The sequence below is a fragment of the Actinomycetospora aurantiaca genome (assembly GCF_037401875.1).
Taxonomy (GTDB): Bacteria; Actinomycetota; Actinomycetes; order Mycobacteriales; family Pseudonocardiaceae; genus Actinomycetospora; species Actinomycetospora aurantiaca.
This window is the reverse complement of the sequence record NZ_JBBEGN010000018.1, coordinates 18,987-45,355: the sequence shown is the minus strand read 5'-3', so window position 1 is coordinate 45,355 and position 26,369 is coordinate 18,987. Positions and strand designations below refer to the sequence as shown.

At 75.7% G+C, this 26,369-nt stretch carries 27 protein-coding genes; 24 read left to right on the top strand and 3 right to left on the bottom strand.

The window, feature by feature from the left end:
* Positions 1-25 precede the first annotated feature (25 nt).
* On the bottom strand, positions 26-811 hold the full coding sequence (locus WCD74_RS24970; protein WP_337697609.1) for an enoyl-CoA hydratase/isomerase family protein: 786 nt from the start codon (positions 809-811) through the stop codon (positions 26-28).
* Positions 812-922: 111 nt separating this feature from the next.
* Between WCD74_RS24970 and WCD74_RS24965 the strand changes: the two genes are divergently transcribed.
* The 9 genes from WCD74_RS24965 to WCD74_RS24925 all read left to right on the top strand — a co-directional run bounded on the left by WCD74_RS24965 (position 923) and on the right by WCD74_RS24925 (position 11,628).
* On the top strand, positions 923-1,345 hold the full coding sequence (locus tag WCD74_RS24965; RefSeq protein WP_337697608.1) for a group I truncated hemoglobin: 423 nt from the start codon (positions 923-925) through the stop codon (positions 1,343-1,345).
* A 7-nt stretch (positions 1,346-1,352) separates the two neighbouring features.
* Positions 1,353-1,868 (top strand): GrpB family protein, encoded by a 516-nt coding sequence (locus tag WCD74_RS24960; protein WP_337697607.1) that lies wholly within the window; start codon positions 1,353-1,355, stop codon positions 1,866-1,868.
* Between the two features lie 226 nt (positions 1,869-2,094).
* On the top strand, positions 2,095-2,190 hold the full coding sequence (gene kdpF, locus WCD74_RS24955) for a K(+)-transporting ATPase subunit F (protein ID WP_337697606.1): 96 nt from the start codon (positions 2,095-2,097) through the stop codon (positions 2,188-2,190).
* Entirely contained in the window at positions 2,190-3,881 is a 1,692-nt protein-coding gene (gene kdpA / locus WCD74_RS24950; RefSeq protein ID WP_337697605.1) for a potassium-transporting ATPase subunit KdpA, read from the top strand. Before kdpF ends, kdpA begins: the two co-directional genes overlap by 1 nt.
* Before the next feature lie 110 nt (positions 3,882-3,991).
* On the top strand, positions 3,992-5,986 hold the full coding sequence (gene kdpB, locus WCD74_RS24945) for a potassium-transporting ATPase subunit KdpB (RefSeq protein ID WP_373696125.1): 1,995 nt from the start codon (positions 3,992-3,994) through the stop codon (positions 5,984-5,986).
* A 5-nt stretch (positions 5,987-5,991) separates the two neighbouring features.
* Entirely contained in the window at positions 5,992-6,657 is a 666-nt protein-coding gene (locus WCD74_RS24940) for a potassium-transporting ATPase subunit C (protein WP_373696124.1), read from the top strand.
* Between the two features lie 9 nt (positions 6,658-6,666).
* Positions 6,667-9,324: a sensor histidine kinase gene (locus WCD74_RS24935; RefSeq protein WP_337697604.1), complete on the top strand. Its 2,658-nt coding sequence runs from the start codon at positions 6,667-6,669 to the stop codon at positions 9,322-9,324.
* Positions 9,321-10,025: a response regulator gene (locus WCD74_RS24930; RefSeq protein ID WP_337697603.1), complete on the top strand. Its 705-nt coding sequence runs from the start codon at positions 9,321-9,323 to the stop codon at positions 10,023-10,025. The genes WCD74_RS24935 and WCD74_RS24930 overlap by 4 nt, the downstream gene beginning before the upstream one ends.
* Positions 10,026-10,092: 67 nt before the next feature.
* Positions 10,093-11,628: a CYTH and CHAD domain-containing protein gene (locus tag WCD74_RS24925; RefSeq protein ID WP_337697602.1), complete on the top strand. Its 1,536-nt coding sequence runs from the start codon at positions 10,093-10,095 to the stop codon at positions 11,626-11,628.
* A 3-nt stretch (positions 11,629-11,631) separates the two neighbouring features.
* On the opposite strand, the gene WCD74_RS24920 is transcribed toward WCD74_RS24925, so the two are convergent.
* Entirely contained in the window at positions 11,632-12,201 is a 570-nt protein-coding gene (locus WCD74_RS24920; protein WP_337697601.1) for a Rossmann-fold NAD(P)-binding domain-containing protein, read from the bottom strand.
* Between the two features lie 181 nt (positions 12,202-12,382).
* On the opposite strand from WCD74_RS24920, the gene WCD74_RS24915 reads away from it, so the two are divergent.
* The 5 genes from WCD74_RS24915 to WCD74_RS24895 all read left to right on the top strand — a co-directional run bounded on the left by WCD74_RS24915 (position 12,383) and on the right by WCD74_RS24895 (position 17,326).
* Entirely contained in the window at positions 12,383-13,660 is a 1,278-nt protein-coding gene (locus WCD74_RS24915) for a cytochrome P450 (RefSeq protein WP_337697600.1), read from the top strand.
* Positions 13,661-13,694: 34 nt separating this feature from the next.
* Positions 13,695-14,294, top strand: a complete 600-nt coding sequence (locus WCD74_RS24910) for a TetR/AcrR family transcriptional regulator (RefSeq protein ID WP_337697599.1) — start codon at positions 13,695-13,697, stop codon at positions 14,292-14,294.
* Positions 14,295-14,385: 91 nt separating this feature from the next.
* Entirely contained in the window at positions 14,386-15,612 is a 1,227-nt protein-coding gene (locus WCD74_RS24905; RefSeq protein WP_337697598.1) for a PP2C family protein-serine/threonine phosphatase, read from the top strand.
* Between the two features lie 113 nt (positions 15,613-15,725).
* Positions 15,726-16,580, top strand: coding sequence for a dihydropteroate synthase (gene folP / locus WCD74_RS24900; RefSeq protein ID WP_337697671.1), 855 nt, complete (start codon positions 15,726-15,728; stop codon positions 16,578-16,580).
* A complete protein-coding gene (locus WCD74_RS24895; protein WP_337697597.1) occupies positions 16,580-17,326 on the top strand; it encodes a dihydrofolate reductase family protein in 747 nt (248 codons plus the stop codon). Before folP ends, WCD74_RS24895 begins: the two co-directional genes overlap by 1 nt.
* A gap of 92 nt (positions 17,327-17,418) precedes the next feature.
* Here WCD74_RS24895 and WCD74_RS24890 read toward each other — a convergent pair whose 3' ends face one another.
* The gene (locus WCD74_RS24890) at positions 17,419-18,237 is read right to left on the bottom strand and encodes an AraC family transcriptional regulator (protein WP_337697596.1); all 819 of its coding nucleotides are present in this window, start codon (positions 18,235-18,237) and stop codon (positions 17,419-17,421) included.
* A 91-nt stretch (positions 18,238-18,328) separates the two neighbouring features.
* Here WCD74_RS24890 and WCD74_RS24885 point away from each other — a divergent pair, with 91 nt between their 5' ends.
* From WCD74_RS24885 to WCD74_RS24840, 10 genes are all read left to right on the top strand, one after another.
* Positions 18,329-19,330, top strand: a complete 1,002-nt coding sequence (locus WCD74_RS24885) for an ABC transporter substrate-binding protein (protein WP_337697595.1) — start codon at positions 18,329-18,331, stop codon at positions 19,328-19,330.
* Positions 19,327-20,157 (top strand): siderophore-interacting protein, encoded by an 831-nt coding sequence (locus WCD74_RS24880; protein ID WP_337697594.1) that lies wholly within the window; start codon positions 19,327-19,329, stop codon positions 20,155-20,157. The genes WCD74_RS24885 and WCD74_RS24880 overlap by 4 nt, the downstream gene beginning before the upstream one ends.
* Positions 20,147-21,142 carry a FecCD family ABC transporter permease gene (locus tag WCD74_RS24875; RefSeq protein WP_337697593.1) on the top strand — a complete coding sequence of 332 codons (996 nt, stop codon included), beginning with the start codon at positions 20,147-20,149 and terminating at the stop codon, positions 21,140-21,142. Before WCD74_RS24880 ends, WCD74_RS24875 begins: the two co-directional genes overlap by 11 nt.
* The gene (locus WCD74_RS24870) at positions 21,139-22,161 is read left to right on the top strand and encodes a FecCD family ABC transporter permease (protein ID WP_337697592.1); all 1,023 of its coding nucleotides are present in this window, start codon (positions 21,139-21,141) and stop codon (positions 22,159-22,161) included. Before WCD74_RS24875 ends, WCD74_RS24870 begins: the two co-directional genes overlap by 4 nt.
* On the top strand, positions 22,155-22,931 hold the full coding sequence (locus tag WCD74_RS24865; RefSeq protein WP_337697591.1) for an ABC transporter ATP-binding protein: 777 nt from the start codon (positions 22,155-22,157) through the stop codon (positions 22,929-22,931). Before WCD74_RS24870 ends, WCD74_RS24865 begins: the two co-directional genes overlap by 7 nt.
* A 46-nt stretch (positions 22,932-22,977) precedes the next feature.
* Positions 22,978-23,946 carry a permease gene (locus WCD74_RS24860; protein ID WP_337697590.1) on the top strand — a complete coding sequence of 323 codons (969 nt, stop codon included), beginning with the start codon at positions 22,978-22,980 and terminating at the stop codon, positions 23,944-23,946.
* Positions 23,947-23,977: 31 nt separating this feature from the next.
* Complete coding sequence (locus WCD74_RS24855) at positions 23,978-24,697, top strand: TIGR03943 family putative permease subunit (RefSeq protein WP_337697589.1); 720 nt, start codon at positions 23,978-23,980, stop codon at positions 24,695-24,697.
* Positions 24,698-24,781: 84 nt separating this feature from the next.
* Complete coding sequence (locus tag WCD74_RS24850) at positions 24,782-25,021, top strand: hypothetical protein (RefSeq protein WP_337697588.1); 240 nt, start codon at positions 24,782-24,784, stop codon at positions 25,019-25,021.
* Positions 25,022-25,261: 240 nt separating this feature from the next.
* Positions 25,262-25,405 carry a hypothetical protein gene (locus tag WCD74_RS24845; protein ID WP_337697587.1) on the top strand — a complete coding sequence of 48 codons (144 nt, stop codon included), beginning with the start codon at positions 25,262-25,264 and terminating at the stop codon, positions 25,403-25,405.
* Positions 25,406-25,514: 109 nt separating this feature from the next.
* The gene (locus WCD74_RS24840) at positions 25,515-26,360 is read left to right on the top strand and encodes a helix-turn-helix transcriptional regulator (protein ID WP_337697586.1); all 846 of its coding nucleotides are present in this window, start codon (positions 25,515-25,517) and stop codon (positions 26,358-26,360) included.
* The last annotated feature ends 9 nt before the right edge of the window (positions 26,361-26,369 follow it).

The window sequence follows — 26,369 nt, the reverse complement described above, 5'->3', positions numbered from 1 at the left end:
CCGGCCGTCGGGACCGGGGAACTACCTAGGCGCCGCGGTAGCGCGGGGGCCGCTTCTCCGCGAACGCCGCCGGCCCTTCCACGGCGTCGTCGGTGCGCATGACCGCGAGGAACGCCTCGTGCTCGCGGGCCATCGCGGTCTCGTGGTCGAGACCGAGCCCGTCGAGCACCCGAGCCCGGGCGGCCCGGACCGCGAGGGGACCCTTCGCGGCGATCGACCGCGCGAGCGCGCAGGCGGCCGGCACGAGATCCGCCGGCTCGACGACCCGGTTCACCAGCCCGGTCCGGTACGCCTCGGCCGCGTCGATCGGCTCCCCGGACAGGATCATCTCCATCGCGAGGCCCAGCGGCACCGCCCGCGGCAGCCGCACGGTGCCGCCGGCGCCCGGGATGATGGCCCACTTCGTCTCGGCGAGCCCGAACGTCGCGTTCGGCGAGCACAGCCGGATGTCGCAGGCCAGCGCCATCTCCAGCCCGCCGGCCAGGGCGTGCCCGTTGACGGCGGCGATCAGCGGCTTGCGACGCTGCGTCGCGGTGAAGCCGCCGAAGTTCCACTCCGGGTCCTCGCCCGCCCGGACGGCCTCGCGGTAGGCGGGGATGAGGCGCTTGAGATCCGCGCCCGCCGAGAACGTCGTGTCCCCGGCCCCGGTGAGCACGCCCACCAGGCGCCGGTCGTCGGCCTCGAAGGCCGCGACGGCGGCGCCGAGGTCGCGCTGGTGCTCGGGATCGAGCGCGTTGCGGGCCTCGGGGCGGTCGATGGTGATGACGACGACGCGGTCGTCGTCCGGGTCGTCCTCGACGCGGATCGGCACGCCGACAGCCTCGCCCAGCCGGGTCTCCTCGGCAACGAGACCCGGTTGTGCACGATCGGCTCGCGTGTGACAGTGAGGTGGATCACCGACGATGCTGTGGAGGCCACCACCATGAGCAGCACCTCTCTCTTCGAACGACTCGGCGGGACCTACGCGATCGCGGGGGCGGTCGACGTCCTGGTCGACCGGCTCTTCGAGAACGCCGGCGTCATCGCGAACCCGGCCGTCGCGGAGCACCACGTCGCGGCCAACGGGCCCGGCTACAAGTTCCTGGTCACCGCCTGGTCGATCGAGGCGGCCGGCGGGCCGAAGTGCTACCCGGGCCTGGACATGATCGCCGCCCACACCAAGCTCCACATCACCGACGAGCAGTTCAACGCCGTGTACTTCGAGATCGAGGCGACCCTGCGCTTCCTGGGCGTGCCGGAGCCGGAGACCCGGGAGTTCATGGAGGTCATCGAGCACTACCGCCCCGAGGTCGTGCAGCAGGAGAAGGTCGAGCAGGCCGGGACCCTCGAGCCGGCGGTCGCCTGACCCGCCGGTGAGCGAGGAGGGGCTGGACCTCGACCTGCAGCGGGCGTCGGCCGCGTGGCCGCGCCCGGTGCGGGTCGCCCTCGTCCCGCCCGACCCGGGCTGGCCCGCCGAGGCCCGCATCTGGGCCGGCCGGCTCGCCCCGCTCGCCCGGGTCGAGCACGTGGGCGCGACGGCGGTGCCGGGACTGCCCGCCGTCGCCCAGCTCGACCTGATCCTGATCGGCGAGCTCGCCGACGACGGGCTCCGGGAGGCGTACGACCTGGACCCGGCCCCCGGCGGTCTCCTGCGACGCCCCGCCCTTCCCGACGACAGGTCGTGCCCCACCGCGGTCGAGGTGCGCGTCCTGCCGCCGGCGGATCCCGCGATCGACGATGCGGTGCGTCTCCGCGACCTGCTCCGCGCCGACCCGGTGGCCGCCCGCCGCTACACCGACGTCCGACGCGGTCTGGCGGGGGAGTGGCGCGACCTGGCCGCCTACCGGCGCGCCAAGGCGCCGGTGATCGCCGCGCTCCTGCGGGGCTGAGCCGCGCGCCGTCGTCGGGACGTGAACGCCCACCCGCCCGGCGTCAACGACGCGTCAACGTCCGGTCCACCGACCCCGTCCCGGCGCAGGGTGGCGTCCGCACGGCGGCCCACCCGGGGCCGCCAGGAGCGGAACGGACGGCGGACGTGGCGGACCTCCTCTACGTGGGCCTGGTGATCGCGATGTTCGCGGTCCTGGTGCTCGCGGCGCGCGGGTTGGAGCGGTGGTGAGCGGGACCCTCGGCGACGTCGTCGGCGGGATCGTCGCGCTCGCCCTGCTCCTCTACCTCGTGGTGTCACTGCTGCGCCCGGAGTGGTTCTGATGTCGGACACGGCAGCCGGGCTGCTGCAGCTCCTCGTGCTCCTCGTCCTCCTCGCGGCCGCCTGGCGACCCCTGGGCGACTGGATGGCGCGGGTCTTCACCGACGAGCGGCACTGGGGCGTCGAACGGGCGGTCTACCGGGTCGGTCGCGTCGACCCCGACTCCGACCAGCGCGCCGTCACCTACACGCTGGCGATCCTCGCCTTCTCCCTGGTCGGCGTGCTGATCACCTACCTGGTCCAGCGCGTCCAGGGGCTCCTGCCGTTCGACGGCACCGCCACCGGCGAGTCGAAGGGCGCGGTGGAGCCCGGGATCGCCTTCAACACCGCGATCTCGTTCGTCACGAACACCAACTGGCAGTCGTACAGCCCCGAGGCGGTGATGGGCCACGTCGCGAACGCGACGGCCCTCGGGGTGCAGAACTTCGTCTCCGCGGCGGCGGGGATCGCGGTGGCGGTCGCGCTCGTGCGGGGCTTCACCCGCTCGCGCAGCGGACGCATCGGCAACGCGTGGGTGGACCTGACCCGGGCCGTCGTGCGCATCCTGCTGCCGCTGGCCACGGTCCTGGCCGTCGTCCTGGTCGCGAGCGGGGTGGTGATGAGCTTCCGTACCGGCGTCCCCCTGGTCGCCGCGGACGGCTCCACCCACCCGGCCGCGATCGCCCCGGTCGCCTCCCAGGAAGCCATCAAGGAGCTCGGGACCAACGGTGGCGGCATCCTCAACGCGAACTCGGCGCACCCGTTCGAGAACCCGAACGGGTGGACCAACCTGCTGGAGATCCTCGCGCTCCTGCTCATCCCGGTGTCGCTGACCCGCACCTTCGGCCGGATGGTCGGGTCGATGCGGCAGGGCTACTCGCTGCTCGCGGTCATGGCGACCCTGTGGGGCGCGATGCTCGCCGTGGTGTGGACCGCGGAGGCGCACGGGCCGGCCGCCACCGGCGGGGCGATGGAGGGCAAGGAGGTCCGGTTCGGGATTCCGGCCTCGGTGCTGTTCGCGAACTCCACCACCGGGACGTCCACCGGCGCGGTCAACTCGATGCACGACTCCTACACCGCCTTCGGCGGCGGCGGTGTCCTGCTGAACATGCTGTTCGGCGAGGTCTCGCCGGGCGGGGTGGGCACCGGCCTCTATTCGATCCTGGTCGTCGCGATCATCGCGGTGTTCCTCGCCGGCCTCATGGTCGGCCGGACCCCGGAGCTGCTCGGCAAGTCCCTCGGGCGCCGCGAGGTGACCTGCGCGGCCATCGTCGTGCTCACGATGCCCGCCCTCGTACTGCTCGGCACCGGAGCGGCGATCGTGCTGCCCGGGACCCGCGACGCGATGACGAACAGCGGGCCCCACGGCCTGTCCGAGGTGCTCTACGCCTTCGGGTCGGCGGCCAACAACAACGGCTCGGCGTTCGCCGGGCTCACCGTCACCTCGCCGTTCTTCCAGGTCGCGCTGGGCGCCGCGATGCTCTTCGGCCGCTTCCTGCCGATCGTCGCGGTCCTCGCCCTCGCCGGACTGCTCTCCGCGCAGCCACGCCGCGACGAGTCGGCGGGCACGTTGCGGACCGGCACGCCGCTGTTCGCGGGCCTCGTGACGGCGACCGTCGTCCTCGTCAGCGCCATCACCTTCCTGCCCGCCCTGGCCCTGAGCCCGATCGCCGAGGGCCTGGCGGCGACCGTCCCGATCGGAGCCCTCCGGTGACCTCGTCGGTCCTGAACCCGCCCAGTGCGGACACCCCGCCCGAGCCGTCCCGCGGCACCGGGAGCGCGGTCCGGGCCGGGGCGTTCCGGCCCCGGGCGCTGCTCGAGGCGATGCCGCTCGCGCTGCGCAAGCTCGACCCCCGGGTCCAGCTCGGCAACCCGGTCATGTTCGTCGTGTGGGTCGGGTCGGTCGTCGTCACCGTCTCCGCCGTCGTCGACCCGAGCGTGTTCGCCTGGCTCGTCACGGTGTGGCTGTGGTTCACCGTGCTGTTCGCGAACCTGGCCGAGGCCGTCGCCGAGGGCCGGGGGAAGGCCCAGGCCGATGCCCTGCGCCGGACGCGGACCGGCACCGTGGCCCGCAGCCTCGACGGGTCTGAGCTCCCGGCCACCGAGCTGCGTCCCGGCGACCGCGTCGTGGTCGAGGCCGGCATGACGATCCCCGGCGACGGGGACGTCGTCGAGGGCATCGCCACCGTCGACGAGTCCGCGATCACCGGCGAGTCCGCCCCGGTGGTGCGCGAGTCCGGCGGCGACCGCTCGGCGGTCACCGGCGGGACGACCGTGCTCTCCGACCGGATCGTCGTCGAGATCACCGCGAAGCCGGGGGAGTCGTTCGTCGACCGGATGATCGCGCTGGTCGAGGGCGCGCAGCGGCAGAAGACCCCCAACGAGATCGCCCTGTCGATCCTGCTCTCGGCGCTCACGATCGTCTTCCTGCTCGCCGTCGTCACGCTGCAGCCGATGGCGGTCTACTCCGGCAGCCCGCAGTCGCTCGTCGTCCTGGTGGCCCTGCTGGTCTGCCTCATCCCGACGACGATCGGCGCGCTGCTCTCCGCGATCGGCATCGCGGGCATGGACCGCCTCGTGCAGCGCAACGTGCTGGCCACCTCCGGGCGCGCCGTCGAGGCGGCGGGCGACGTGTCCACGCTGCTGCTCGACAAGACCGGCACCATCACCTACGGCAACCGGCAGGCGACCGCCCTGCACCCGGCGGGCCCGACGTCCGTCGAGGAGCTCGCCGGCCTGGCCCGGCTGGCCTCGCTCGCCGACGAGACGCCCGAGGGGCGGTCCGTGGTCGACCTGTGCGCCACCCGGTACGGGCTCCCCGCCGAGGCGTCGGCCGACGAGGCGCGCGCGGAGTTCGTGCCGTTCTCCGCCACCAGCCGGATGTCGGGGGTGGACGTCGACGGGCGCGGGCGCACGGTCCGGGTGCGCAAGGGCGCCGTGTCCGCGGTGCTGGCGTGGCTCGACGAGCACGGCACCGTCGACCCGGCCGCCCGCGAGCAGGCCGCACGGACCACCGCGGAGATCTCCGGGCGTGGCGGGACGCCGCTGGTGTGCGGACGGGTGTCGCCGGACGGCGTGCTCCTGGGTGGGGTCGTCGAGCTCTCGGACGTCGTGAAGCCCGGGATCGCGGAGCGGTTCGCCGACCTGCGGGCCATGGGGATCCGCACCGTGATGGTCACCGGCGACAACCCGGTGACCGCCCGGGCCATCGGGGAGCAGGCCGGCGTCGACGAGGTGCTCGCCGAGGCGACCCCCGAGGACAAGCTCGCGCTGATCAAGCGGGAGCAGTCCGGTGGCCGGCTCGTCGCGATGACCGGCGACGGCACCAACGACGCCCCGGCCCTCGCGCAGGCCGACGTCGGGGTCGCCATGAACACCGGGACCAGCGCCGCGAAGGAGGCCGGGTCGATGGTCGACCTGGACTCCGACCCGACGAAGCTCATCGGCATCGTCGAGGTGGGCAAACAGCTCCTGGTGACCCGCGGTGCGCTGACCACGTTCTCGGTCGCGAACGACCTCGCCAAGTACTTCGCGATCCTGCCCGCCATGTTCGCCGCGCTGTTCCCGCAGCTCGGCGTGCTCGACGTGATGGGCCTGGCCACGCGGGAGTCGGCGATCCTCTCCGCGGTCGTGTTCAACGCCCTGGTCATCGTCGCGCTCATCCCGCTCGCCCTGCGCGGCGTGCGCTTCCGGCCGGTGAGCTCCGAGCAGATGCTGCGGCGCAACCTGCTGGTCTACGGCGTCGGCGGGGTCGTCGTGCCCTTCCTCGCCATCCCTCTCATCGACCTCGTCGTCCGGCTGATCCCGGGGATCGGGTGAACCACGTGAGCACCATCGACAGCAGCACCGCGCACACGTCCGTGTGGCGGGGCCTCGCCCGGCAGCTCGGGCCGGCCCTGCGGCTGGTCCTCGTCGCCACCCTCGTCCTGGGCGTCCTCTATCCCGGGGTCGTCTGGGCCGTCTCCCGGCTGCCCGGCCTGGTGGACCGCGCGGAGGGCTCCGTCCTCGACGGCCCCGTGGCGAGCTCGTCGCTGATCGGCATCGACCCGGTGCCGGCGGACCCGGCCGCCGACCCCTGGTTCCACCTGCGTCCCTCGGCGTCGGCGCCCGACTCCGCGACGGCGGGTCTCGGCCCGGCCGACCCCTCGACGTCCGGGGGGTCGAACCTGGCGACGACCGCGGAGGACCTCGTGACGGCCGTCGCCGAACGCCGTGCGGTGGTCGCGGGCCGGGAGGGGGTCGCCCCCGCCGAGGTCCCCGACGACGCCGTCACGGCCTCGGCCTCCGGCCTCGACCCGGACGTCAGCCCGGAGTACGCGTCGCTCCAGGTGCCCCGGGTGGCGCGCGTGACCGGGCTGCCCGAGAGCGAGGTGCGCGCCCTGGTCGCCGACGCCACGGACGGCCGGGTGCTCGGCGTCCTCGGCGCGCCGACGGTCAACACCTCGGAGCTCAACGCGGCCCTCGTCGCCACCCGTCCAGGTCTGCGCTGACGGGCCAGAATGGACGACGTGGAGGACCCGGCGCAGCGCAGTCCAGGAGTGTCCGACTCCCGGCCCGCGGGCCGGGAGTCGGTGCGCAGCGACCCCGCCCGGGGTGAGCTGCGGATCCACCTGGGCGCCGCGCCCGGGGTCGGGAAGACGTTCGCCGCCCTGTGCGAGGCCCGCCGCCGCCGCGACCGGGGCACCGACGTCGTCGTCGGGCTCGTCGAGACCCACGGGCGGTCGCGCACCGCGGAGCTCCTCGAGGGCCTCGAGGTGCTCCCGCGGCGCACGGTCTCCCACCGTGGCACGGTCCTCACCGAGCTGGACGTCGACGCCGTGCTCGAGCGCGCTCCCGAGGTCGTCGTGGTCGACGAGCTCGCCCACACGAACGCCCCGGGCAGCCGGCACGCGCGGCGCTGGTCGGACGTCGAGGAGATCCTCGCGGCCGGCATCGACGTGATCTCGACGGTGAACGTGCAGCACCTGGAGTCGTTGCACGACGTCGTCGAGCGGATCACGGGCACCCGCCAGCAGGAGACCGTTCCCGACGACGTCGTCCGCGCCGCCGAGCAGGTGGAGCTGGTCGACATCACTCCGGAGGCGCTGCGCCGCCGCCTCGCGCACGGCAACGTCTATCCGGCCGAGCGGATCGACGCCTCGCTCGCGCACTACTTCCGCACCGGCAACCTCATCGCGCTGCGCGAGCTGGCCCTGCTCTGGGTCGCCGACCAGGTGGACGTCGCGCTGCGCCGCTACCGCGCGGACGAGGACATCGACGAGGTCTGGGAGGCGCGCGAGCGCGTCGTCGTCGCCGTGACGGGCGGGCCTGAGAGCCTGACGGTGCTGCGCCGGGCGGCACGCATCGCCCGGCGGGCCGGCTCCGCGGACCTGATGTGCGTGCAGGTGCTGCGCGGCGACGGGGTCGCGATCTCCGACGGCGGCCGGGGGCGGGACCTCCGGCGGCTGGCGAAGGAGGTCGGCGCCTCGTTCCACACCGTGGTCGGCGACGACGTCGCCGCGGCCCTGCTGGACTTCGCGCGGGGCGCGAACGCCACTCAGCTCGTGCTCGGGACGTCCCGACGGTCGCGGGTCGCCCGGCTCCTCGAGCCCGGCATCGGAGCCCGGGCCGTCGCCGGGTCCGGGGCCATCGACGTGCACCTGGTGTCCCACGTGGAGCCGGAGGGCGACGACCGGCAGGACGCGGCGCCCGGGTGGTGGGCGCGGCTCGAACGTCTCCTGCGGGGACGGCGGGCGGCCCAGGGCTGGCCCGCGGCGATCGTGCTGCCGCTCCTCGCGACGTGCTTCGGGTGGCTCTTCCCGGCCGCCGGGCTGTCCACGGACACGGTGGCGTTCTTCCTCGCCACCGTGCTCACCGCGATCATCGGCGGACTCGTCCCCGCCGTCGCCGCGGCGCTCTTCGGCGGGATGCTCCTGAACTACTTCTTCACCCCGCCCCTGCACACCTTCACGGTCGGGCGCGTCGAGGACCTCGTGGCGGTGACGACCATGCTCGTCATCGCCGTCCTGGTGGCGGCGGTGGTCGACCGGGCCGACCGACGCGCCGCCCAGGCGGCGCAGGCCCGGGCGGAGGCGGCGCTGCTCGCCTCGTTCGCCCGGGTCGTCATCTCCCGCTCGGACCCGTTGCCGCGCCTGCTCGAACGGGTCCGCGAGGCGTTCGGGTTCGACTCGGTGGCGGTCCTGGAACGCGGGGCGAAGTCGTCGTGGACGGTGAGCGCCCAGGTGCCCGTGGCGGCCGAGGGCCCGGACGGCGACCCGGCGGACGCCGACGCGGACGTGGAGATCGACGAGGGGTCGCACCTGGTCGGCCGCGGCCGGACCCTGACCGCCGCGGAGAACCGGCTGTTCGCCGCCGTCGCCGGGCCGGCGCTGCTGGCGCTGCGCAACCGGCGGATCAGCGCCGAGGCGGTCGACGCGGCGCGGCGCGCGGAGGCGAGCGGCCTGCGCACCGCCCTGCTCTCGGCGGTGGGCCACGACCTGCGGACCCCGCTCTCGGCCATCAAGGCCGCCGTGTCGAGCCTGCGCGATCCCGAGCTCGTCCTCGCGGCGTCCGACCGCGACGAGCTCCTGGCGACCGTCGAGGAGTCCGGCGACCGGCTCGTCGCGCTCGTGGACAACCTGCTCGACTCCAGCCGGCTGGCCACCGGGGCCGTCACCCCGCACCGGGCCGACGTGAGCGCGGGCGAGATCGCCCTCGCCGCGGCGGCCGCCCTGCCCCGGCCGGAGGACCGCGCGCGGGTGCGGGTCGAGCCCGGCCCGTTCCCCGACGACGTCGCGGTCGACCCCGGGCTCACCGAGCGGATCGTCGCGAACCTCGTCGACAACGCCCTCCGGCACGGCGGCGACGGGCCGGTGGCGGTGCGCACCAGCGCCCACGGCGACCGGGTCGAGGTCCGCGTCGTCGACACCGGGCCGGGCGTGGACCGCGACGCCGAGCTGTTCACCGCTTTCCAGCGCCTCTCCGGCCACGACTCCGCCGGGACCTCGGGCGGACTGGGGCTCGGACTGCACGTCGCCCGCGGCTTCGCGCGGGCGATGGGCGGCACGCTGGAGCCCGAGGAGACCCCGGGCGGCGGCCTGACGATGGTGCTCTCGCTGCCACGGACGGAGACCGGCCCCGCGTCTCCCGCGCCCGACGCGCTGACGGCGGCGCCGTGAGCCGCGTCCTCGTCGTCGACGACGACCCGCACCTGCTGCGCACCCTGCGGATCAACCTGACCGCCCACGGGCACACCGTCGTCCCGGTGGCCACGGGCGCGGCGGCACTGCGCGCGGCGGCCGACCGGCCCGCGCCCGACGTCGTCGTGCTCGACCTGGGGCTGCCGGACGTCTCCGGGCTGGAGGTGCTCGAGGGCATCCGCGGCTGGAGCGCGATGCCGGTCATCGTGCTGTCCGCGCGCACCGACGCGGGTGACAAGGTGGCCGCGCTCGACGGCGGCGCCGACGACTACGTGACGAAGCCGTTCGGCATGCCCGAGCTGCTCGCCCGCATCCGCGCGGCGGTGCGCCGGGGCGCGGCCGTCGCGGGGGAGGCCGAGCCGCGGGTGACCACGCCGGACTTCGAGGTCGACCTCGTGGCGAAGAAGGTCGTGCGCCGCGGCCCGGAGGGTGCGAGCACCGAGGTGCACCTGTCGCCGACCGAGTGGGGCGTGCTCGAGCACCTCGTCCGCCACCCCGGGATGCTCGTCACCCAGCAGCAGCTGCTGCGCGAGGTGTGGGGCCCGCAGTACGGCACCGAGGGGCACTACCTGCGGGTCTACCTCGGGCACCTGCGTCGCAAGCTCGAGCCCGAGCCGTCGCGCCCCCGCTACCTGATCACCGAGCCCGGCCGCGGGTACCGGTTCGAACCCGCGGGCTGAACCGTTCCCGGTGATCTCCCGCCGGGTACTCCGGTGCGCTTCGATGGGTGTGCGGGGAGGGGCGGGAGTGACGGAGGTGTCGGCGATGGCGGTGACGGCGGCCGGTGAGGTCGAGCGGAAGTTCGAGTCGGCGGGCCCGGGGATCTCCGAGTCGCTCGACGCCGACGCCGTGCGGGAGGTGCTGGGCCATCCGGTGCCGGACGAACCCACCGAGCGGCTGCAGGAGGCGGTGTACTGGGACACCGCCGACCTCGCGCTGCACCGCGACCGCATCACGCTGCGGCGCCGGACCGGGGGTCACGACGACGGGTGGCACGTCAAGCTGCCCGGCACGGGCGACCGGCGCGAGGAGCTGCACGCCCCGCTGACCCCGGCCGGCTCGGGGCCGCCCGAGGGGGTCCTGGCCCTCCTGCGCGCCTCCACGCGGGGACGGCCGGTGGAGCCGGTCGCCGAGCTGCTGACCCGTCGTCGGGAATGGCGGGCGCACGACGAGCAGGGCCGGACGGTGGCCGAGCTCGTCGTCGACCAGGTGACGGCGCGCACGGCGGACCGCACCGGGCGCGAGGACCTGCAGGCATGGCAGGAGATCGAGGTCGAGACCGGGCCGGCGGCCCCGGAGGGCTACCTGGACGACGTCGAGGCCCGGCTCGCCGCGCACGGGGTGCGCCGCTCGGCGTCCGCGTCCAAGGTCGGCCGGGTGCTCGCGGCGCGCGCCGGCGCGGACCCGGCCGCGCCGGAGCCCGACACCGCGGCGGCGGTCGTCCTGCGGTACCTGGCCGACCACGCCCGGACACTGCGTGCCTGGGACCCCTTGGTCCGGCTGGACCGCGAGGACTCGGTGCACCAGATGCGCGTCGCCGCCCGGCGGCTGCGCAGCGCGCTGCAGGGCTTCGGGCGGGTGCTCGCGCGGGACCGCACCCGGGCGCTCACCGACGAGCTGCGCTGGTTCGCGGGCGAGCTCGCCCCGGCGCGCGACACCGAGGTGATGCACGCGCGGCTGCACGAGCTGCTCGGGGAGATGCCCCGGACGCTGGTGCTGGGCCCGGTCGAGGCCGACGTGGCCCGCGTGTTCGCTCGGCGGGCCGCGACCGCCCGGGAGCAGGCGCTCGCGGCCCTGGACTCCGCGCGGTACCGCACCCTGCTGGACGCCCTCGACGCCCTCCTGGCCGAGCCACCGACGACGGAGCGGGCGCAGCGGGCCGCCCGCGCGGTGCTGCCGCGCGAGGTCGACCGCGCCCACCGGAAGCTCGCCGCGGCGATGGCCGGCGCCGACGGAGCGGCGGTAGGCCACGAGCGCGACGAGGCCCTCCACGAGGCCCGCAAGAAGGCCAAGCGGCTCCGCTACGCCAGCGAGGTCGCCCAGCCGGTCCTCCGCAAGCCGGCGCGACGGCTGCGCAAGCGGATGAAGGCGGTGCAGGAGCTGCTCGGCGACCACCAGGACACCGTGGTCACGCGGGCGACGCTGCTGGAGCTCGCCGCGAGCGGTGAGGTCGGGCAGGGCTTCAGCCTCGGGGTGCTGCACGCCGCCGAGGCGGCCCGCGCCGCGGACGCCGAGGACCGGCTCCCGGCCCTGTGGGCGGCGGTGCCGGCGCCGGGGCGCTGAGGGTCAGCCCGTCGGGCTGCCGCGCCGGGGGAGCGCGGCGTCGCGGTCGGCCGCGGGCCAGTCGGTCCCGGTCACCTCGGCGGCGGCGTCGGAGAGCAGGAAGTGGACCGCCCGGGCGGTGTCGACCGGGAGGGGCGCGGACTGCACCGAGTTCACCCGCACGCCGTCGTCGGCGAGCCAGCCCGCCAGCGACCGGATGCCTCCGGGCGGGCCCACGATCGCGACCGCCGCCCCGCGCGCCGCCCGCAGCGGAGCCCGTGCGGCACGCAGCACGGCGAAGAGCTCCCCGGGACCCCGGTCGAGGGCCACGATGCCGCTGAGCAGCCCGCGGTCGGCGACGACCTGCGAGACCGCGGCACGGAGGCGCTCCTCGCACGCGTCCGGGACGAGCGGGCGGTGCGTGACGCGCCCCCACGGCCCGCCGTGCTTCCGGGCGCAGGCGCGGGCCGCCTCGGAGTCGGAGTCCAGGATCTCGACGGTGGCGCCGTCGGCCACCAGCTCGTCCACGATCGCCCGGCCCACGTCCCCCGCGCCGCCGAGGACCAGGACCACCCGGCCGTCCATGCCACCCATGTCGTGCTCCGTCCCCGCGCTCCCCCGCGCGGTCGCGAACCCGTGAGCCAGGGAAAGTACGGCGCCGGACGATCGCTGGCTATGCGCCCGGCGAACGCGGTGATCGTGTGGCGCACACCACTCCGATCACTGCCGGATCGGCAAACATGCCGTTCATGCACCTTCGTCTACCGTGCGGGGCGTGAGCAGCGAGCACGAGCAGACGTCGTCGCCGATCGCCATGGTCGGCGTCCTCCCGCCCGACCTCCTCGAGCGTGACCGCGACCGCCCCTTCGACCCGGCTCCCGGGCTGCTGGAGCGGCGCGACGCACCCGCCGTCGCCCCGGTGGAGCTGCGCAACGGCGCCCGGGCGTGGCTGGTCACCGGGTTCGAGGAGGCCCGCGCGGTCCTCGCCGACCCCCGGTTCTCCAGCGACCGCGTGCGGCACCGCGACGCGACGCAGCTCGGGCCGGGCGAGTCCGGCGGCACCGTGCCGGACGCCCCGCCGCCGGGGGAGCGCACCGACGGGATGTTCGTGTTCATGGACCCGCCGGAGCACACCCGGCTGCGGTCGCTGCTCGTCGGCCAGTTCACCGTGCGGCGGATGCGGGCCCTCGAGGACCGGCTGACCGAGATCGCCGTCGAGCACGTCGAGGCGATGCGGGCGGCGGGCACCACCGCCGACCTGGTGCCCTCCTACGCGCTCCCGATCCCGTCGCTGATGATCTGCGAGCTCCTGGGCGTCGACTACGCCGACCGGGCCGAGTTCCAGGAGAACAGCGCCGTCGCCCTGAACGCCGCCGCGGCCCCGGAGGCCCGTGCCGCGGCGGCCGGGGCGCTGTACTCGTTCATCGCCGCCCTGGTGGCCCGCAAGCGCGCCCACCGCGACGACGACCTGCTCTCCGGCCTCGCCCACGACGCCGACCCGGCCCTGACCGACGCGCAGCTCATCGACGTCGCCCTGGTGCTCCTCGGCGCGGGCCACGAGACGACGGCGAACATGCTGGGGCTCGGCGTGTACGCGCTGCTGGAGAACCCGGAGCAGCTCGCCGCCCTGCGCGCGGACCCGTCGCTGATCGACGAGGCCGTCGAGGAGCTGCTGCGGTTCCTCTCGATCATCCAGCTGGGGGTGAGCCGGGTGGCGACCGAGGACGTCGAGGTCGGGGGCGTCACCATCCCGGCCGGCGACACGGTCGTCGTCGCGACCCCGGAGGTGAACCGCGACCCGCGGCACTTCCCCGCGCCGGACCACCTGGACGTGCACCGCGAGCGGACCCCGCACCTGGCCTTCGGCCACGGCATCCACCAGTGCCTGGGCCAGCAGCTGGCGCGGATCGAGATGCGGGTCGGCCTCCGGGAGCTGATCGCGCGCCTGCCCGACCTGCGGCTCGCGGTGCCGCGGGAGCAGATCCCGCTGCGCAACGACATGCTGATCTTCGGGGTGCACGCGCTGCCGGTCGCGTGGTCCGAGGGTTCGTGACGGCGGGTCGGGGCCGGTCGGCATGCTGACGGGCGTGACCGTCGAGCCGCCGGGCCTCCGCGAGCGCAAGAAGCTCGCGACCCGGACCGCCCTGCGGGCCGCCGCGCTGCGTCTGGTCGCGCGCGACGGCCTCGAGCGGGTGACCGTGGACCAGATCGCCCTGGCGGCCGACGTCGCGCCGCGGACCTTCCGGCACTACTTCTCCTGCAAGGAGGAGGCGGTGGTGGCCTCGGCGCAGGAGGGTGCCGCGGCCCTCGTCGACCGGTTCCGCGCGCGGCCGGCGGGGGAGAGCGTCCTCGAGGCGCTGCGGGAGGCCGTCGTCGCCGTCATGGACGAGGGCGAGGCCACCAGCCGCGACCACCTGACGGTGCTGCGCCTCGCGCGCACCACGCCGGCCCTGCAGCCCTGGCAGCTCGCGGTGCTCGCGACGGCCGAGGCGGACCTGGCGGCCGCGGTCGCGGACCGGGTGGGGGAGTCCGGGCGGTACCCCCAGGTGTGCGCGGCGGCGACGTTCGCGGTGCTGCGACTGTCCCTGGGTCGGTGGCTGGACGGCCCCGCGGCAGACCTCGACGCGCTGCGGGCCGAGATCGGCGCCGGCCTCGCCGAGCTCGCGCGGGGGCTCGACCGGCCCTGACCGGCGGTCTGTCCTCACCGCTGTGCCACGATGGCGGGCCGGTCGACCGCACGGCCGCGTCCCCCGGATGTCGCACGAGGCGAGGGTGAGGGTGGCTGATCCGTCCGCGACGTGGGCCGGAGTCCTGTCCTCGGTGATCGACCGGGCCCACCTGGCGACGGGTGACGAGATCTCCGAGATCGTCGACGACGCCGTCGCCCCGCTCGGCCTCTCCGCCGAGGTGCTGCTGGTCAACCTGGCGCAGGACACGTTGAGGTCGGTCCGGCCCGGCGTCGTGCAGGGTGTCGACGTCGAGGGCACCATCGCCGGCCGCGCCTTCCAGACCAGCGAGTCGCTCCCCGGGATCGCGCCGGACGGCGAGCGGGTGCGCTGGGTGCCCTCGCTGGACGGGACCGAGCGGGTGGGGATCGTCCGCTTCGTCCTGGGCGGCGAGGTCACCGACGACGACGAGCTGCGTGCCCGCTGCTGGTCGCTGGCGGGCCTCGTCGGGCACATCGTCATGGCCAAGCTCGCCTACAGCGACCGGCTGCGCCGCCTGCGCGGCAACGGGCCGCTGAGCGACGCCGCGGAACTGCTGTGGCAGCTCGTGCCGCCCCGGACGTTCGCCACCGAACAGGTCGTCGTGGCCGGGTTGCTGGAGCCGTGGGACCGGGTCGCCGGCGACGCCTACGACTACGCGGCCGAAGGCGCCCTGATCGACCTCGCCGTCTACGACGGGGTCGGGCACGACCTCACCGCCGGCATGACCACCGCCCTCGCGCTCACCGCCGTGCGCAACGAGCGGCGGGCGCAGGGAGCGGACATGGTCGACCTGGTCCGGCTCGCCGACCACGCCGACGAGCTGCTCGCCGGCCGCCCCGGGCCGCTGACCTTCGTCACCGCGGTGCTCGCCCGCCTGGACACGCGCACGGGCCTGCTGGAGTACCTGGTCGCCGGCCACCCGGCGCCACTCGTGGTTCGCGGCGGCCACATCGTGCGCGAGCTGGACGCGGCCGTCGGGCCGCCGCTGGGGGTCCCGCCCCGCGAGCGCCGGCGCGTCGCCGCCCGGGAGCAGCTCGAACCGGGCGACCGCGTGCTGTTCTACTCCGACGGCATCGTCGAGGCCCGCGACGCGGCGGGCGAGTTCTTCGGCGTGGAGCGCCTGGTCGACTTCACGGAGCGGGCCGAGCTCGACCGGTTGCCCGCGCCGGAGACCCTGCGACGGCTCTCCGCCGCGGTGCTCGCCCACCAGGGAGGGCGGCTGCAGGACGACGCGACCCTGCTCATGGTCGACTGGTCGGCCGGGAAGCACCGGCGCCTCCTGCCGCATCGGCGCTGAGCGCCGCGGCCGGTGGCCGGTCCGGATCCGGCCGTGTATCAAGGCGGCATGCCGATCCTGATCGACACCGCGGTCATGGCCTCGTGAGCACGCCGACCCGGGCGGGGGTCGAGATGACGATCCACGGGCGGACCCTGCGGCGGGATCGCGCCCTCGTCATGGCGATCGTCAACCGCACCCCGAACTCGTTCTACGACCACGGCGCCACCTGGGAGGCCGGGGCCGCCGAGGCCGCGATCGAGCGGGCCGTCGCCCGGGGCGCCGACGTCGTCGACCTCGGCGGCGTCCCGGCCAGCCCGGGTCCGGAGGTCACGGTCGCCGAGGAGATCGACCGGGTGCGCCCGACGGTGCGGTGGGCCCGCGAGCGGTTCCCGGACCTGACGATCTCGATCGACACCTACCGCGCGGAGGCCGCGGCGGCCCTGCTCGACGCGGGCGCGGACCTGGTCAACGACAGCTGGGCCGGCTGGGACGCCGACATCCTGCCGGTCACGGCCCGCCACGGCGCCGGGTACGTCGCGGCGCACACCGGCGGGCTGACCCCGCGCACGGACCCCGTCAAACCGGTCTACGAGGACGTCATGGGCGACGTCGTGGCGGTGACCGTCGCGCTGGCGGACCGGGCGGTGGAGGCGGGGGTCCCGCCCGAGGGCATCCTGCTCGACCCCACGATCGACTTCGGCAAGAACACCGTGCAGAGCCTCGAGGTGCTGCGCTCGCTCCCGCGCCTGGTGGACACCGGCTGGCCGGTGCTGCTCGCGATGTCGAACAAGGGCGTGGTGGGGGAGACCCTCGACGTGCCGCTCGAGGGCCGGCTGACCGGCACCCTCGCCGCGACCGCCCTCGCCGCCGCGCAGGGCGTCGCGATGGTGCGCGCCCACCAGGTGGAGGAGACGCGGCAGACCGTCGAGATGGTCGCGAGCGTGCAGGGGCACCGCCCGCCGTCGCGGGCGGAGCGCTGGACCTGATGCACCGGGTGTGGCCGCTGCCCGCCGATGAGCTCGGTCCGGCCGACCTGGAGTCGCTGTACACCTACCCGGTTCACGACGACGGGTGGGTCGCGGTGAACTTCGTCAGCTCGCTGGACGGCGGGATCGAGATCGAGGGCCGCAGCCGCGGGCTGTCGACGGACGCCGACCGGAAGGTCTTCCACCTCGGCCACGACCTCGCCGACGTCGTCCTGCTCGCCTCCGGGACCGCGGTGGCCGAGGAGTACCCGGGGCTGCGCCCGGAGGGCGAGTCCGCCCGTCGCCGGGAACGGCACGGGCTCGCGGAGGTGCCGCCGCTCGCCGTCGTGACCTCGGGGTCGCTGCCGGCGGACGCGACCAGCATCGTCGACGTGCTCGTCCCCACCATCGTGATCACGTGCGCGTCGGCACCGGAGCAGCGGCAGCGGGAGTGGGCGGACGCCGGCGCGGACGTGCTGGTCGCCGGGGACGACGACGTCGACCTGGCGGACGCGATGCGGCAGCTGGCCGCGAGGGGACTGCGCCGGATCGACTGCGAGGGCGGCCCGGGCCTCACCGGGAAGCTGCTGGCGGCCGACCTCGTCGACGAGATGCGCGTGAGCTTCGTGCCGACGGCGGTGGCCGGCCGGGCGTCGCGGCTGGCGCGGACCGACGATCCGCTGGACTCGCCGCGCGGTTTCGAGGTCTCGTCGCTGCTGGTGGAGGACTCGACGATCCTCGTGCGCTACGTCCGCACGCGATCCTGATCCGAGCGAAGGGCCCCTTCGGTCAGCTCTATCGCCGAGGGGCGCCCTTCGCCCATGCGGCGGCGTCCGGGCGATGGGCGCCCACGGCCCGTCTATCCGACCGAAGGGGCCCTTCGCTCGACGGCGGTGCGCTGAACCCGGCCCGGCGTGTGCCCCCGCTCGCGCGCGTAGGCGGCGACGAAGGCCGAGGCGGTGGCGTAGCCGACCCGCCGCGCGGTGACGCCGACCGAGCAGGTCGCGAGCAGGGCGTCCGCGGCGGCGAGTCGGACCTCCGTGCGCCAGCGGGTCCACGAGGTGCCGAAGGTCCGGACGACGTCGCGCTGGAGGGTCTTCGGGCTGATGTGCAGCCGCTCGGCCCACCCCGCGAGATCGGTCGGGTCGTCGGGGGCGTGCGCCAGCCGGTCGGCGACGGCGAGGGCGTACCCGCGCCCGCGGGCCCGGGCGACCTCGTCGGCGGGGTGCAGGCCGGCGAGGAGGGCAGTCCGGTCGCGCAGGGCGCCGTCGAGGTCGTCCAGGCGGTCGACGGCCAGCCGCAGCAGGGCCGCGACGGCCTCGTCGGTCACCTCGGCGGGCCCGGCCCGGACCTCGTCGAGCGCGCCGGGGACCTCGCGCAGGCAGACGCGGTACACCTCGTCCTGGTCGCGGGCGTCGACGACGTGCCGCGTCCCGCGCCGCACCCACACCCCGCGCCGCGGCCCGACGAAGACGGGCCGCTCCGCCGTCGTCAGGGACAGGTAGCCCGCGGGCGCCCAGAACAGCTGGTGGAGGAAGTCGTCCCGCCCGTCGGCCACGGCCAGCCGCCCGGTGGAGCGGTAGCGCACCACGAGCACGCCGTCGGGGCGCCCGAGCCCGTGCCCGAACTGCTCGCACACCAGGGGTTCCTCGCCCCGCCGTGGTCCCGTCGGCGACACGGGGTGTCCTCCTCACGACATCTCGCGGCTGTTCGGTAAGGCTAACCTCAGCGGCCGGTCGTGTCCGCTCCCCTCCCGGAGGTCCCCCGTCGTGCCCCGACGCCCCGTCCGCGTCCTGCTCGCCGCCGTCCTCGCCCTCGCCGCCGTGCTCGCCGCCGCCTGTTCCGGCGGGGGCGGAGCCGCCCCGGAGGGGCCGACCCGGGTGGTGGAGACCGACCTCGGGCCGGTGACGGTGCCGGTGTCGCCGCAGCGCGTGGTGGCCACCGGGTACGCGGTCCCGGCCCTCATCGAGGCCGGGGTACCGCTGGTGGGCATCTCCACGTGGACCCGCGGGACCGCGCTGATGAGCGCGGACGAGCGGGCGACCTACGACCGGGTGGAGAAGGTCGGGGCCGACCAGGCCGCGGAGACCGACTACGAGAAGGTGGCGGCGACCGACCCGGACCTCATCGTCATCGGGGTGCCGCGGCCGGTGCTGGCCGACGTCGACGTGGCCCGGCTGCAGTCGATCGCCCCGGTCGTCGCGATCGGGCCGAACACGCCGTCGGACTGGCGCGAGCTCACCCGCCGGCAGGCCGACGCCGCCGGGCGCCTCGCCGCCTTCGACGACGCCCGGACCCGCTACGAGCAGAAGGCGGCGGCGCTGCGGGCGAAGTACGCACCGGTGCTCGCCGGCCGCACCTTCGGCCACGTCGGCGGCTACGGCCGGGTCGCGGCCGGGACCTTCCACCGCGAGTACGCCGGGTCGTGGGGCACCAACATCGCCGGCGACGTCGGCGTGACCTACGTGGGCGAGCCGACCGTCAAGGGCGGCGGCAGCAAGGACTCCAGCGAGTACCCCGCCCTCGAGGAACTGCCGGCCAAGCTCGGGTCTGTCGACTCCATCACCTACTCCGTGCGGGCCGACGGCACACCGTCCGACGCGGTCCGCGCCGTGCTGGAGAACCCGCTCTGGCAGACGCTCCCCGCGGTGCAGGCGGGTCGGGTGTACCCGCTGGCGAGGACCGAGGCCGCGACCTACGAGACCGCGAACCGGACGCTCGACTCGGTCGACCAGGCCCTCGCCCCGCTGCTCGCGAGCCCGACGTCGTGACCGTCCGCGACCTCTCGCGCCGCGACCCCGGCCCGAAGGTGGCGGCCCACCAGCGCGAGGGCGACGGGGTGGTCCGGGTCCCGTACCCGATCGGCGTCCGCCACCTCACCGTCGCCGCCCGCAGGGTGCTGACCCCGCGCATCGTGCGGATCACCGTCGCGGGTCCGGAGCTGGCCGGGTTCCACAGCTACCAGGCCGACGACCACGTCAAGCTGGTGTTCCCCGACCCGGACGGCACGCGCCGCGTCCCGACCCCGCGGCCCGACGCCGACCTGCTCGACTGGCCCAGCCCGTTCCCGTGCACGAGGACCTACACGGTGCGCCGCCTCGACACCCGGGCCGGCGAGCTGGACCTCGACGTCGTCCTGCACGGCGAGGGTCCCGGGTCCGCCTGGGGACGGGACGCGGCGGTCGGCGATCCGGTGTGCGTGGCCGGTCCGCCGGGGTGCCGGGTGTTCCCGCACCACCGGTCCCACCACGTGTTCGCCGTCGACGAGACGGCGCTGCCGGTGGTCGGGCGGTGGATGGAGGAGGCCCCCGGGCACGTCACGGCCGACGTCGTGATCGAGACCGGCGAGGCCTCCGACCACGACTACCCGCTCGTCCCGGGGCCGGGCGTCGCGGTGCACCGCCTGGTGCGCGCGGGGACCGGCTCCCGGCTCGGCGAGGCCGTCCGCGACCTCGCACGGCCGGACGCCTTCCTGGTCGCCGCGGGGGAGGCGGACGCGCTGCGACCCCTGCGGCGCGCGGTGCGGGACGGGCTGGCCGCCGGGGCCCTCGTGACGGGGTACTGGAAGCGCGGCGTCGTCGACCTCGATGAGGACTGAGCAGGCCCGCGCGGCCGGACTGCTCGCCGCGAGCGCGGCGCTGCTGGTGGCGGCGGTGCTGGTGAGCCTCGCGGCCGGGGCGGTCCCGACCCCACCGGGCGCGGTGCTCGACGCGCTGCGCGGCCGGGGCGACGTCGGGACGGTGCTGACGGTGCGGGACCTGCGGGTGCCGCGGACACTGCTGGCGGCGGCGGTCGGGGCGGCGCTGGGCGTGGGCGGTCTGCTCATGCAGACCGTGAGCCGCAACCCGCTCGCGGAGCCGGGACTGCTGGGGGTGACCGCGGGCGCCGGCTGCGCCCTGACGGTCGGGGTGCTGCTGGGCGCGGCCGCGTCACCGGCGGAACAGCTGGCGCTGGCGCTGGTCGGTGCGGTCGCGGCAGCGGTCGTGGTGCTCGCGGTCGGCGGCACCTCGCCGCTGCGCACCCTGCTGGCCGGCGTCGCGCTCGGCCTGGTGCTGAACGGGGTGAGCCTGGGGCTGCGGCTGGCGACCCCGCCGGAGGTCTTCGACGTGTACCGGTTCTGGTCGGTCGGGTCCCTGGCCGGCCGGGAACAGGCGCCCACGACGCTGCCCCTGGTGGCGATCGCCGTCGGGCTGGTCGCCGTCGTGCCGCTCGTGCGGTCGCTCGGGACGCTGGCGCTGGGCGACCAGGTGGCGGCGGCGCTCGGCACGCGGGTCGGGGCCGTGCGGGTGGCGGCCTCCGGACTGGTGGCGCTGCTGGCCGCGGCGGCGACCGCGCTGGCGGGGCCGATCGCCTTCGTCGGGCTGCTGGTGCCGTTGGTGGCACGGTGGGCGGCGCGCGGCTCGCTGGCCCTCGCGGTCGCCTTCTGTCTGCTCGCGGGGCCGGTGGTGCTGATCGTCGCCGACGTGCTCGCGCGGGTCGCGCTGCCGGTGGGGGAGCTGCCGGTCGCTGTGGTGACGGCGTTCGTCGGGGGACCGGTGCTGATCCTCGCGGTCCGGCGCCTCGCGCGGGGGGAGGCGCGGTGACCGTCGTCGTCCGGTTCGGTCCGGTGTCCGCGCGGCCGGGCGTGCGCTCGCTGGTCGTGAGCTCGGTGCTCGTCGTGCTCGCGGTCCTCGTGGGTTTCGTGTCGTTGTCGCGCGGCGCGGGGTGGGACCCGCCGTCGGAGGTGCTCGGGGCGTTCGTCGGCGGGGGCGGGTCGCCGGTGGTCGTCCTGCAGTGGCGGTTGCCGCGCGTGGTGGCCGCGCTCGTCTTCGGCGCCGGGCTCGGCGTGTCGGGCGCCGTGTTCCAGAACCTCACCCGCAATCCCCTGGGCAGCCCGGACGTGATCGGCCTGGACGCGGGCGCCCACACGGGCGCCCTGATCGTCCTGACGACGCTCGGGGGTTCCGCGCTGTCGCTGGCCGGGGCGGCGCTGCTCGGCGGGCTGCTCGCGGCGTCGGTGGTGCTGGCGCTCGCGGCGGGGCGCAGCTCGGGCGCCGGGCTGCGGCTCGTCGTCGTGGGGGTCGCGGTGAACGCCATGCTGGTGGCCCTGAACTCGTGGATCATCCTGCGGGCGGACCTCGAGGTGGCCCTCGCGGGGGCGGGCTGGAACGCCGGGTCGCTCAACGGCGTGGGGTGGGAGGACGTGGGGCCGGCGCTCGGGGTGGTCGTCGCCGTGGCGGTCGCGCTCGTGCTGCTCGCGCCCGCGATCGCCCAGCACGACCTCGGGGACGGGCTGGCCGCCGGCACCGGCGTGGAGCTGGTGCGGCTGCGCCGTCTGCTGGTCGTGGTCGGGGCGGCGGCCTCGGCCGTGGTCACCGCGGTGGCGGGCCCGATCCTGTTCGTGGCGCTGGCGGCACCACAGATCGGGCGGCGCCTCGCCGGGGCGGCCGGGACCCCGCTCGTGCCCGCCGCGGCGACGGGCGCGGTGCTGCTGACCACCGCCGACCTCGTCGCCCGGCTCGCCCCGGCCGGGCGGGCGGTGCCGGTGGGCGTGGTGACGGTGGTGCTCGGCGGGCTCTACCTCATGGCCCTGCTCGCCCGGGAGGTGCGGACCCGATGGTGAGCCGGCTGCGCGCCGAGCGGGCGACCCTCGGCTACGGCGGTCGCACGGTCGCCGAGGACCTGACCGTGGACGTCCCCGAGGGCGCGTTCACCGCGGTCGTGGGTCCGAACGCCTGCGGCAAGTCCACCCTGCTGCGCGCGCTGGTGCGCCAGCTGGACCCGTCGTCGGGAACGGTCACGCTGGACGGGCGGCCGGTGGGCGTGTGGAAGGCGCGCGCCTTCGCCCGTGCGGTGGCGTTCCTGCCGCAGGACCCGGTGGCGCCCGAGGGGGAGACCGTCCGCCGGCTCGTGGGCCGCGGCCGCTTCCCGCACCAGCGGCCGTGGGCGCTCTGGTCGCCGGCCGACGCCGAGGCCGTCGAGGGGGCGCTGGTCGCGGCGGGGGTGAGCGAGCTCGCCGACCGGGGCGTCGCGGAGCTCTCGGGCGGGCAGCGACAGCGGGTCTGGATCGCCATGGTGCTGGCCCAGGAGACCTCGCACCTGCTGCTCGACGAGCCGACGTCGTTCCTCGACCTGCGCCACCAGTACGAGGTGCTGTCCCTGCTCGCCCGGCTGCGCGACGAGGGCCGCACGGTGGTCGCGGTGCTCCACGACGTGAACCAGGCCGCCCGCTACGCCGACCACGTGATCGCCCTGCGCGACGGGGCCGTGGTGGCCGCCGGCCCACCGGGGGAGGTGATCGACGCCGCGCTCGTCGAGCGGGTCTTCGACCTCCCGGCCCTCGTGGTGCCGGATCCGGTGACCGGGACGCCGATGGTGGTCCCCAGGGTCTGAGGCGTTCCGGCCCACGGTGTCGGACCCCTCTGCCACCATCGCGATCATGACGGCGGGGGTGCGGCGGCTCGGTGGCGTGGAGGTCCTCGCCGCCGTGCTGGTCGTCGCGCTCGGGTTGCGGGTGCTCGGGGTCGATCCGCTGGTCACGCCGCAGCTGCGCGTGGGGGCCACGGTGTTCGTGGCGGTCGTCGTGCAGGCGCTGCCGTTCCTGGTGCTCGGGGTGCTGCTCTCGGGGCTGCTCACCGCCTACGTGTCGCCCGCGGCCCTGCGGCGTCTCCTGCCCGCGCGAGCGGGGACGGCCGTCCCGGTCGCGGTGGCGGCCGGCGTGGCGCTCCCCGGCTGCGAGTGCGCCTCGGTGCCCGTGGCGCGGCGACTGATCGGGCGGGGCGTACCCGACGCGGTGGCGCTCGCGTTCCTCCTCGCCGCGCCCGCGGTCAACCCGGTCGTGCTGGTCTCGACGGCCGTGGCCTTCCCGGGCGCGCCGGAGATGGTGCTCGCGCGCTTCGTCGGTTCGTTCCTGACGGCGAGCGTGGTCGGGTGGGTGTGGGCCCGTGCCGGTCGGGCGGAGTGGATGGCGGCGCGCGTCCGGCGGGCGCCACCGCCGACCGAGGGGGCCCGCTGGCGGGTCGCGGCCGCGACGGCCCGGCACGATCTCGTGGACGCCGGCGGCTTCCTCGTCCTCGGCGGGCTGGTGGCGGCCGTGCTGACCACCGTGGTCCCCGCCGCGTGGGTGGAAGGACTGGGGGAGCAGCTGGTGCTCGCCGTCGTCGTCATGGCGGTGCTCGCGGTGGTGATGTCGCTGTGCAGCGAGGGCGACGCGTTCGTGGCGGCGTCGCTCTCGGCGCTGCCGCTGCTCCCGCGCCTGGTGTTCCTCGTCGTCGGGCCGGCGGTGGACCTCAAGCTGATCGCGCTGCAGGCCGGGACGTTCGGGCGCGGGTTCGCGATGCGGTTCGCCCCGTTGACCTTCGTCGTGGCGGTGTTGTGTGCGGTAGGCGCCGGGGCGGTGGTCCTGTGACGGGAGACGCAGCGGAGCGGAGCTCGACCCGATGAGCCGCGAGGTACGCAACGCGCTGCTGGTGTTCGCCGGCGCCGTGCTGGTGCTGATCGTCGTCGACGGCACGGTGCTGCACTACGTGCGGCCGGGGATGGCTCCGCTGGTGGCCGCGGCCGGCGTCGTCGTGATCGCCCTGGCCCTGCTCGACGTGGTGCGCGACCTGCAGCGGCGCCCCGAGACGGACGACGACCACGACCACGGCTCCGGGCGCTCGGCGTGGCTGCTGCTCGCCCCCGTCCTCGTGGTGCTGCTCGCGGCGCCGCCGTCCCTGGGCTCGGACGCGGTGGACCTCGCGGGCACCCGCACGGTCGCCGTGGGTCGGGCGCCGGAGGAGCCGCTGCCTCCGGGCGAGTCGCCGGCGGTCCCCCTGGTCGACCTCGTCGCCCGGGCCGCGGCATCCCCCGACGGCGGGGCGCTCGCAGGCCGGGAGCTCACCGTGACCGGGTTCGTGGTGGCCGCCCGGGACGGGCCGGGTGTCGACCTCGCGCGCCTCGTCATCTCCTGCTGTGCGGCCGATGCGAGCCCGGTGCGCCTGCGGCTGGACGATCCGCGGGGGCTCGTGGGCGGGCCGGGCGCGGCGTCCGACCGGTGGGTCAGCGCCCGCGTCCGGCTCGTCCCCGGCACGGCGACCCGGGAGTCCGGCTTCGTGCCGACCGTGACGGTGCTCGACGCCGCCGAGGTCCGCGAGCCGACGCCGGCCTACGAGTACTGACGCGCGGCCACCCGCGTGAGCTCGAGCCGGCTCTCGCCACTAACGAGGCGCCCCGGGAGGGTATGAGCGCGCTACGCTCCGAGTATGAGCGCTGAGCGCATCACGGTGAGTCTCCCGGCGGAGGTGGTCGCGGCGGCCCGGACCGCCGTCGAGGCCGGGGCCGCCGAGAGTGTGTCCGCCTACGTCGCGCAGGCCCTGTCGGCCCGACAGTCGAAGGCGCGCGCCCTCGCCCAGCTCGAGGATGCCCTCGGCGGGCGTCCGCCCGTCGAGGCGTTGAACGCCGCGCGGGCGCAGCTGGGGCTCCCGCTCCTGCCCACCGCGTGATCGGTGGACGGGTCCTCGATCGCTCGGCGCTGCTGGCGTTCGCCCGGCAGACGTCCGTCTACACGGCCGCCCTGGTCCGGACCGCCGTCGAGGAGGACATCGTGCTCCTCGTCCCCTCGACGGCCCTCGGGACGGCGGACGCCGTACTCGATCCGAGCACCCGGCCGGTGCTCGACGTCCTGCTCGGTCTCCCGGTGACGGTCGTGGACGACCTCGGCGCCGCCCGGGCACGCGAGATCGGTGCCCTCGGGCGCGGGCGGGACTCCCCGCTCGACGTCGTCCACGCGTCGGTGCGCGCTCGAGCGCAGCTGGCCCCTGCTGACCGCGACCCCGGCGGACTACGCCGACCTGGCCGAGGGGCTGGTCGTCGAGTCGCTCCAGTAGGTCCTCCGCACCGAGCGAGCGGGCGACAGCCACGGCCCGACGATCCGTGGCTGGGGCCCGGGACCCACCGGTAGGAACGGGGTCGTCACCGAGGAGAGGGCGGACCGCGATGATCGACCGGGCCGGGCTGGCGGCGTTCCTGCGCCGGCGTCGCGAGTCGTTGCAGCCCGAGGACGTCGGGCTGCCGCGGGGACAGCGGCGCCGGACCGGCGGGCTGCGCCGCGAGGAGGTCGCGGCGCTCTGCCACATGTCGGCGGACTACTACGCGCGCATCGAACGGCAGCGCGGACCGCAGCCCTCGGAGCAGATGGTCGCCTCGATCGCGCAGGGCCTCCACCTCTCGCTGGACGAGCGCGACCACCTGTTCCGCCTCGCCGGGCACCACCCGCCCGCCCGGGGTGCGACCAGCGAGCACGTCGGCCCCGGCATGCTGCGCATCCTCGACCGCCTCGACGAGGACACCCCGGCCGAGATCGTCACCGAACTGGGGGAGACGCTGCGCCAGACCCCGCTGGGCGTCGCGCTCACCGGGGACGCCACGCGCCACACCGGTCCGGCCCGCAGCCGCGGGTACCGCTGGTTCACCGATCCCGCCGACCGAACGCTGTACGCCCCGGAGGACCACGCCTTCCTGTCCCGCATGTACGCCGCCGGGCTCCGGGCGATCATGACGATGCGAGGTCCTGACTCGCGGGCCGCCCACCTCGCCGATCTCCTGCTCGCGCGTAGCGACGAGTTCCGCGGGCTGTGGGACGCCCACGAGATCGGCATCCCGCCGCCGGACGTCAAGCGGTTCGTGCACCCGGAGGTCGGGCGCCTGGAGCTGCACTGCCAGACCCTGCTGGACCCCGATCAGTCGCACCGGCTGTTCGTCTACACCGCCGTGCCCGGCAGCGAGAGCCAGGACAAGCTGCGGCTGCTCTCGGTCCTGGGCCCGGCGCCCGTGCGCGCGTAGCGTCGGAGG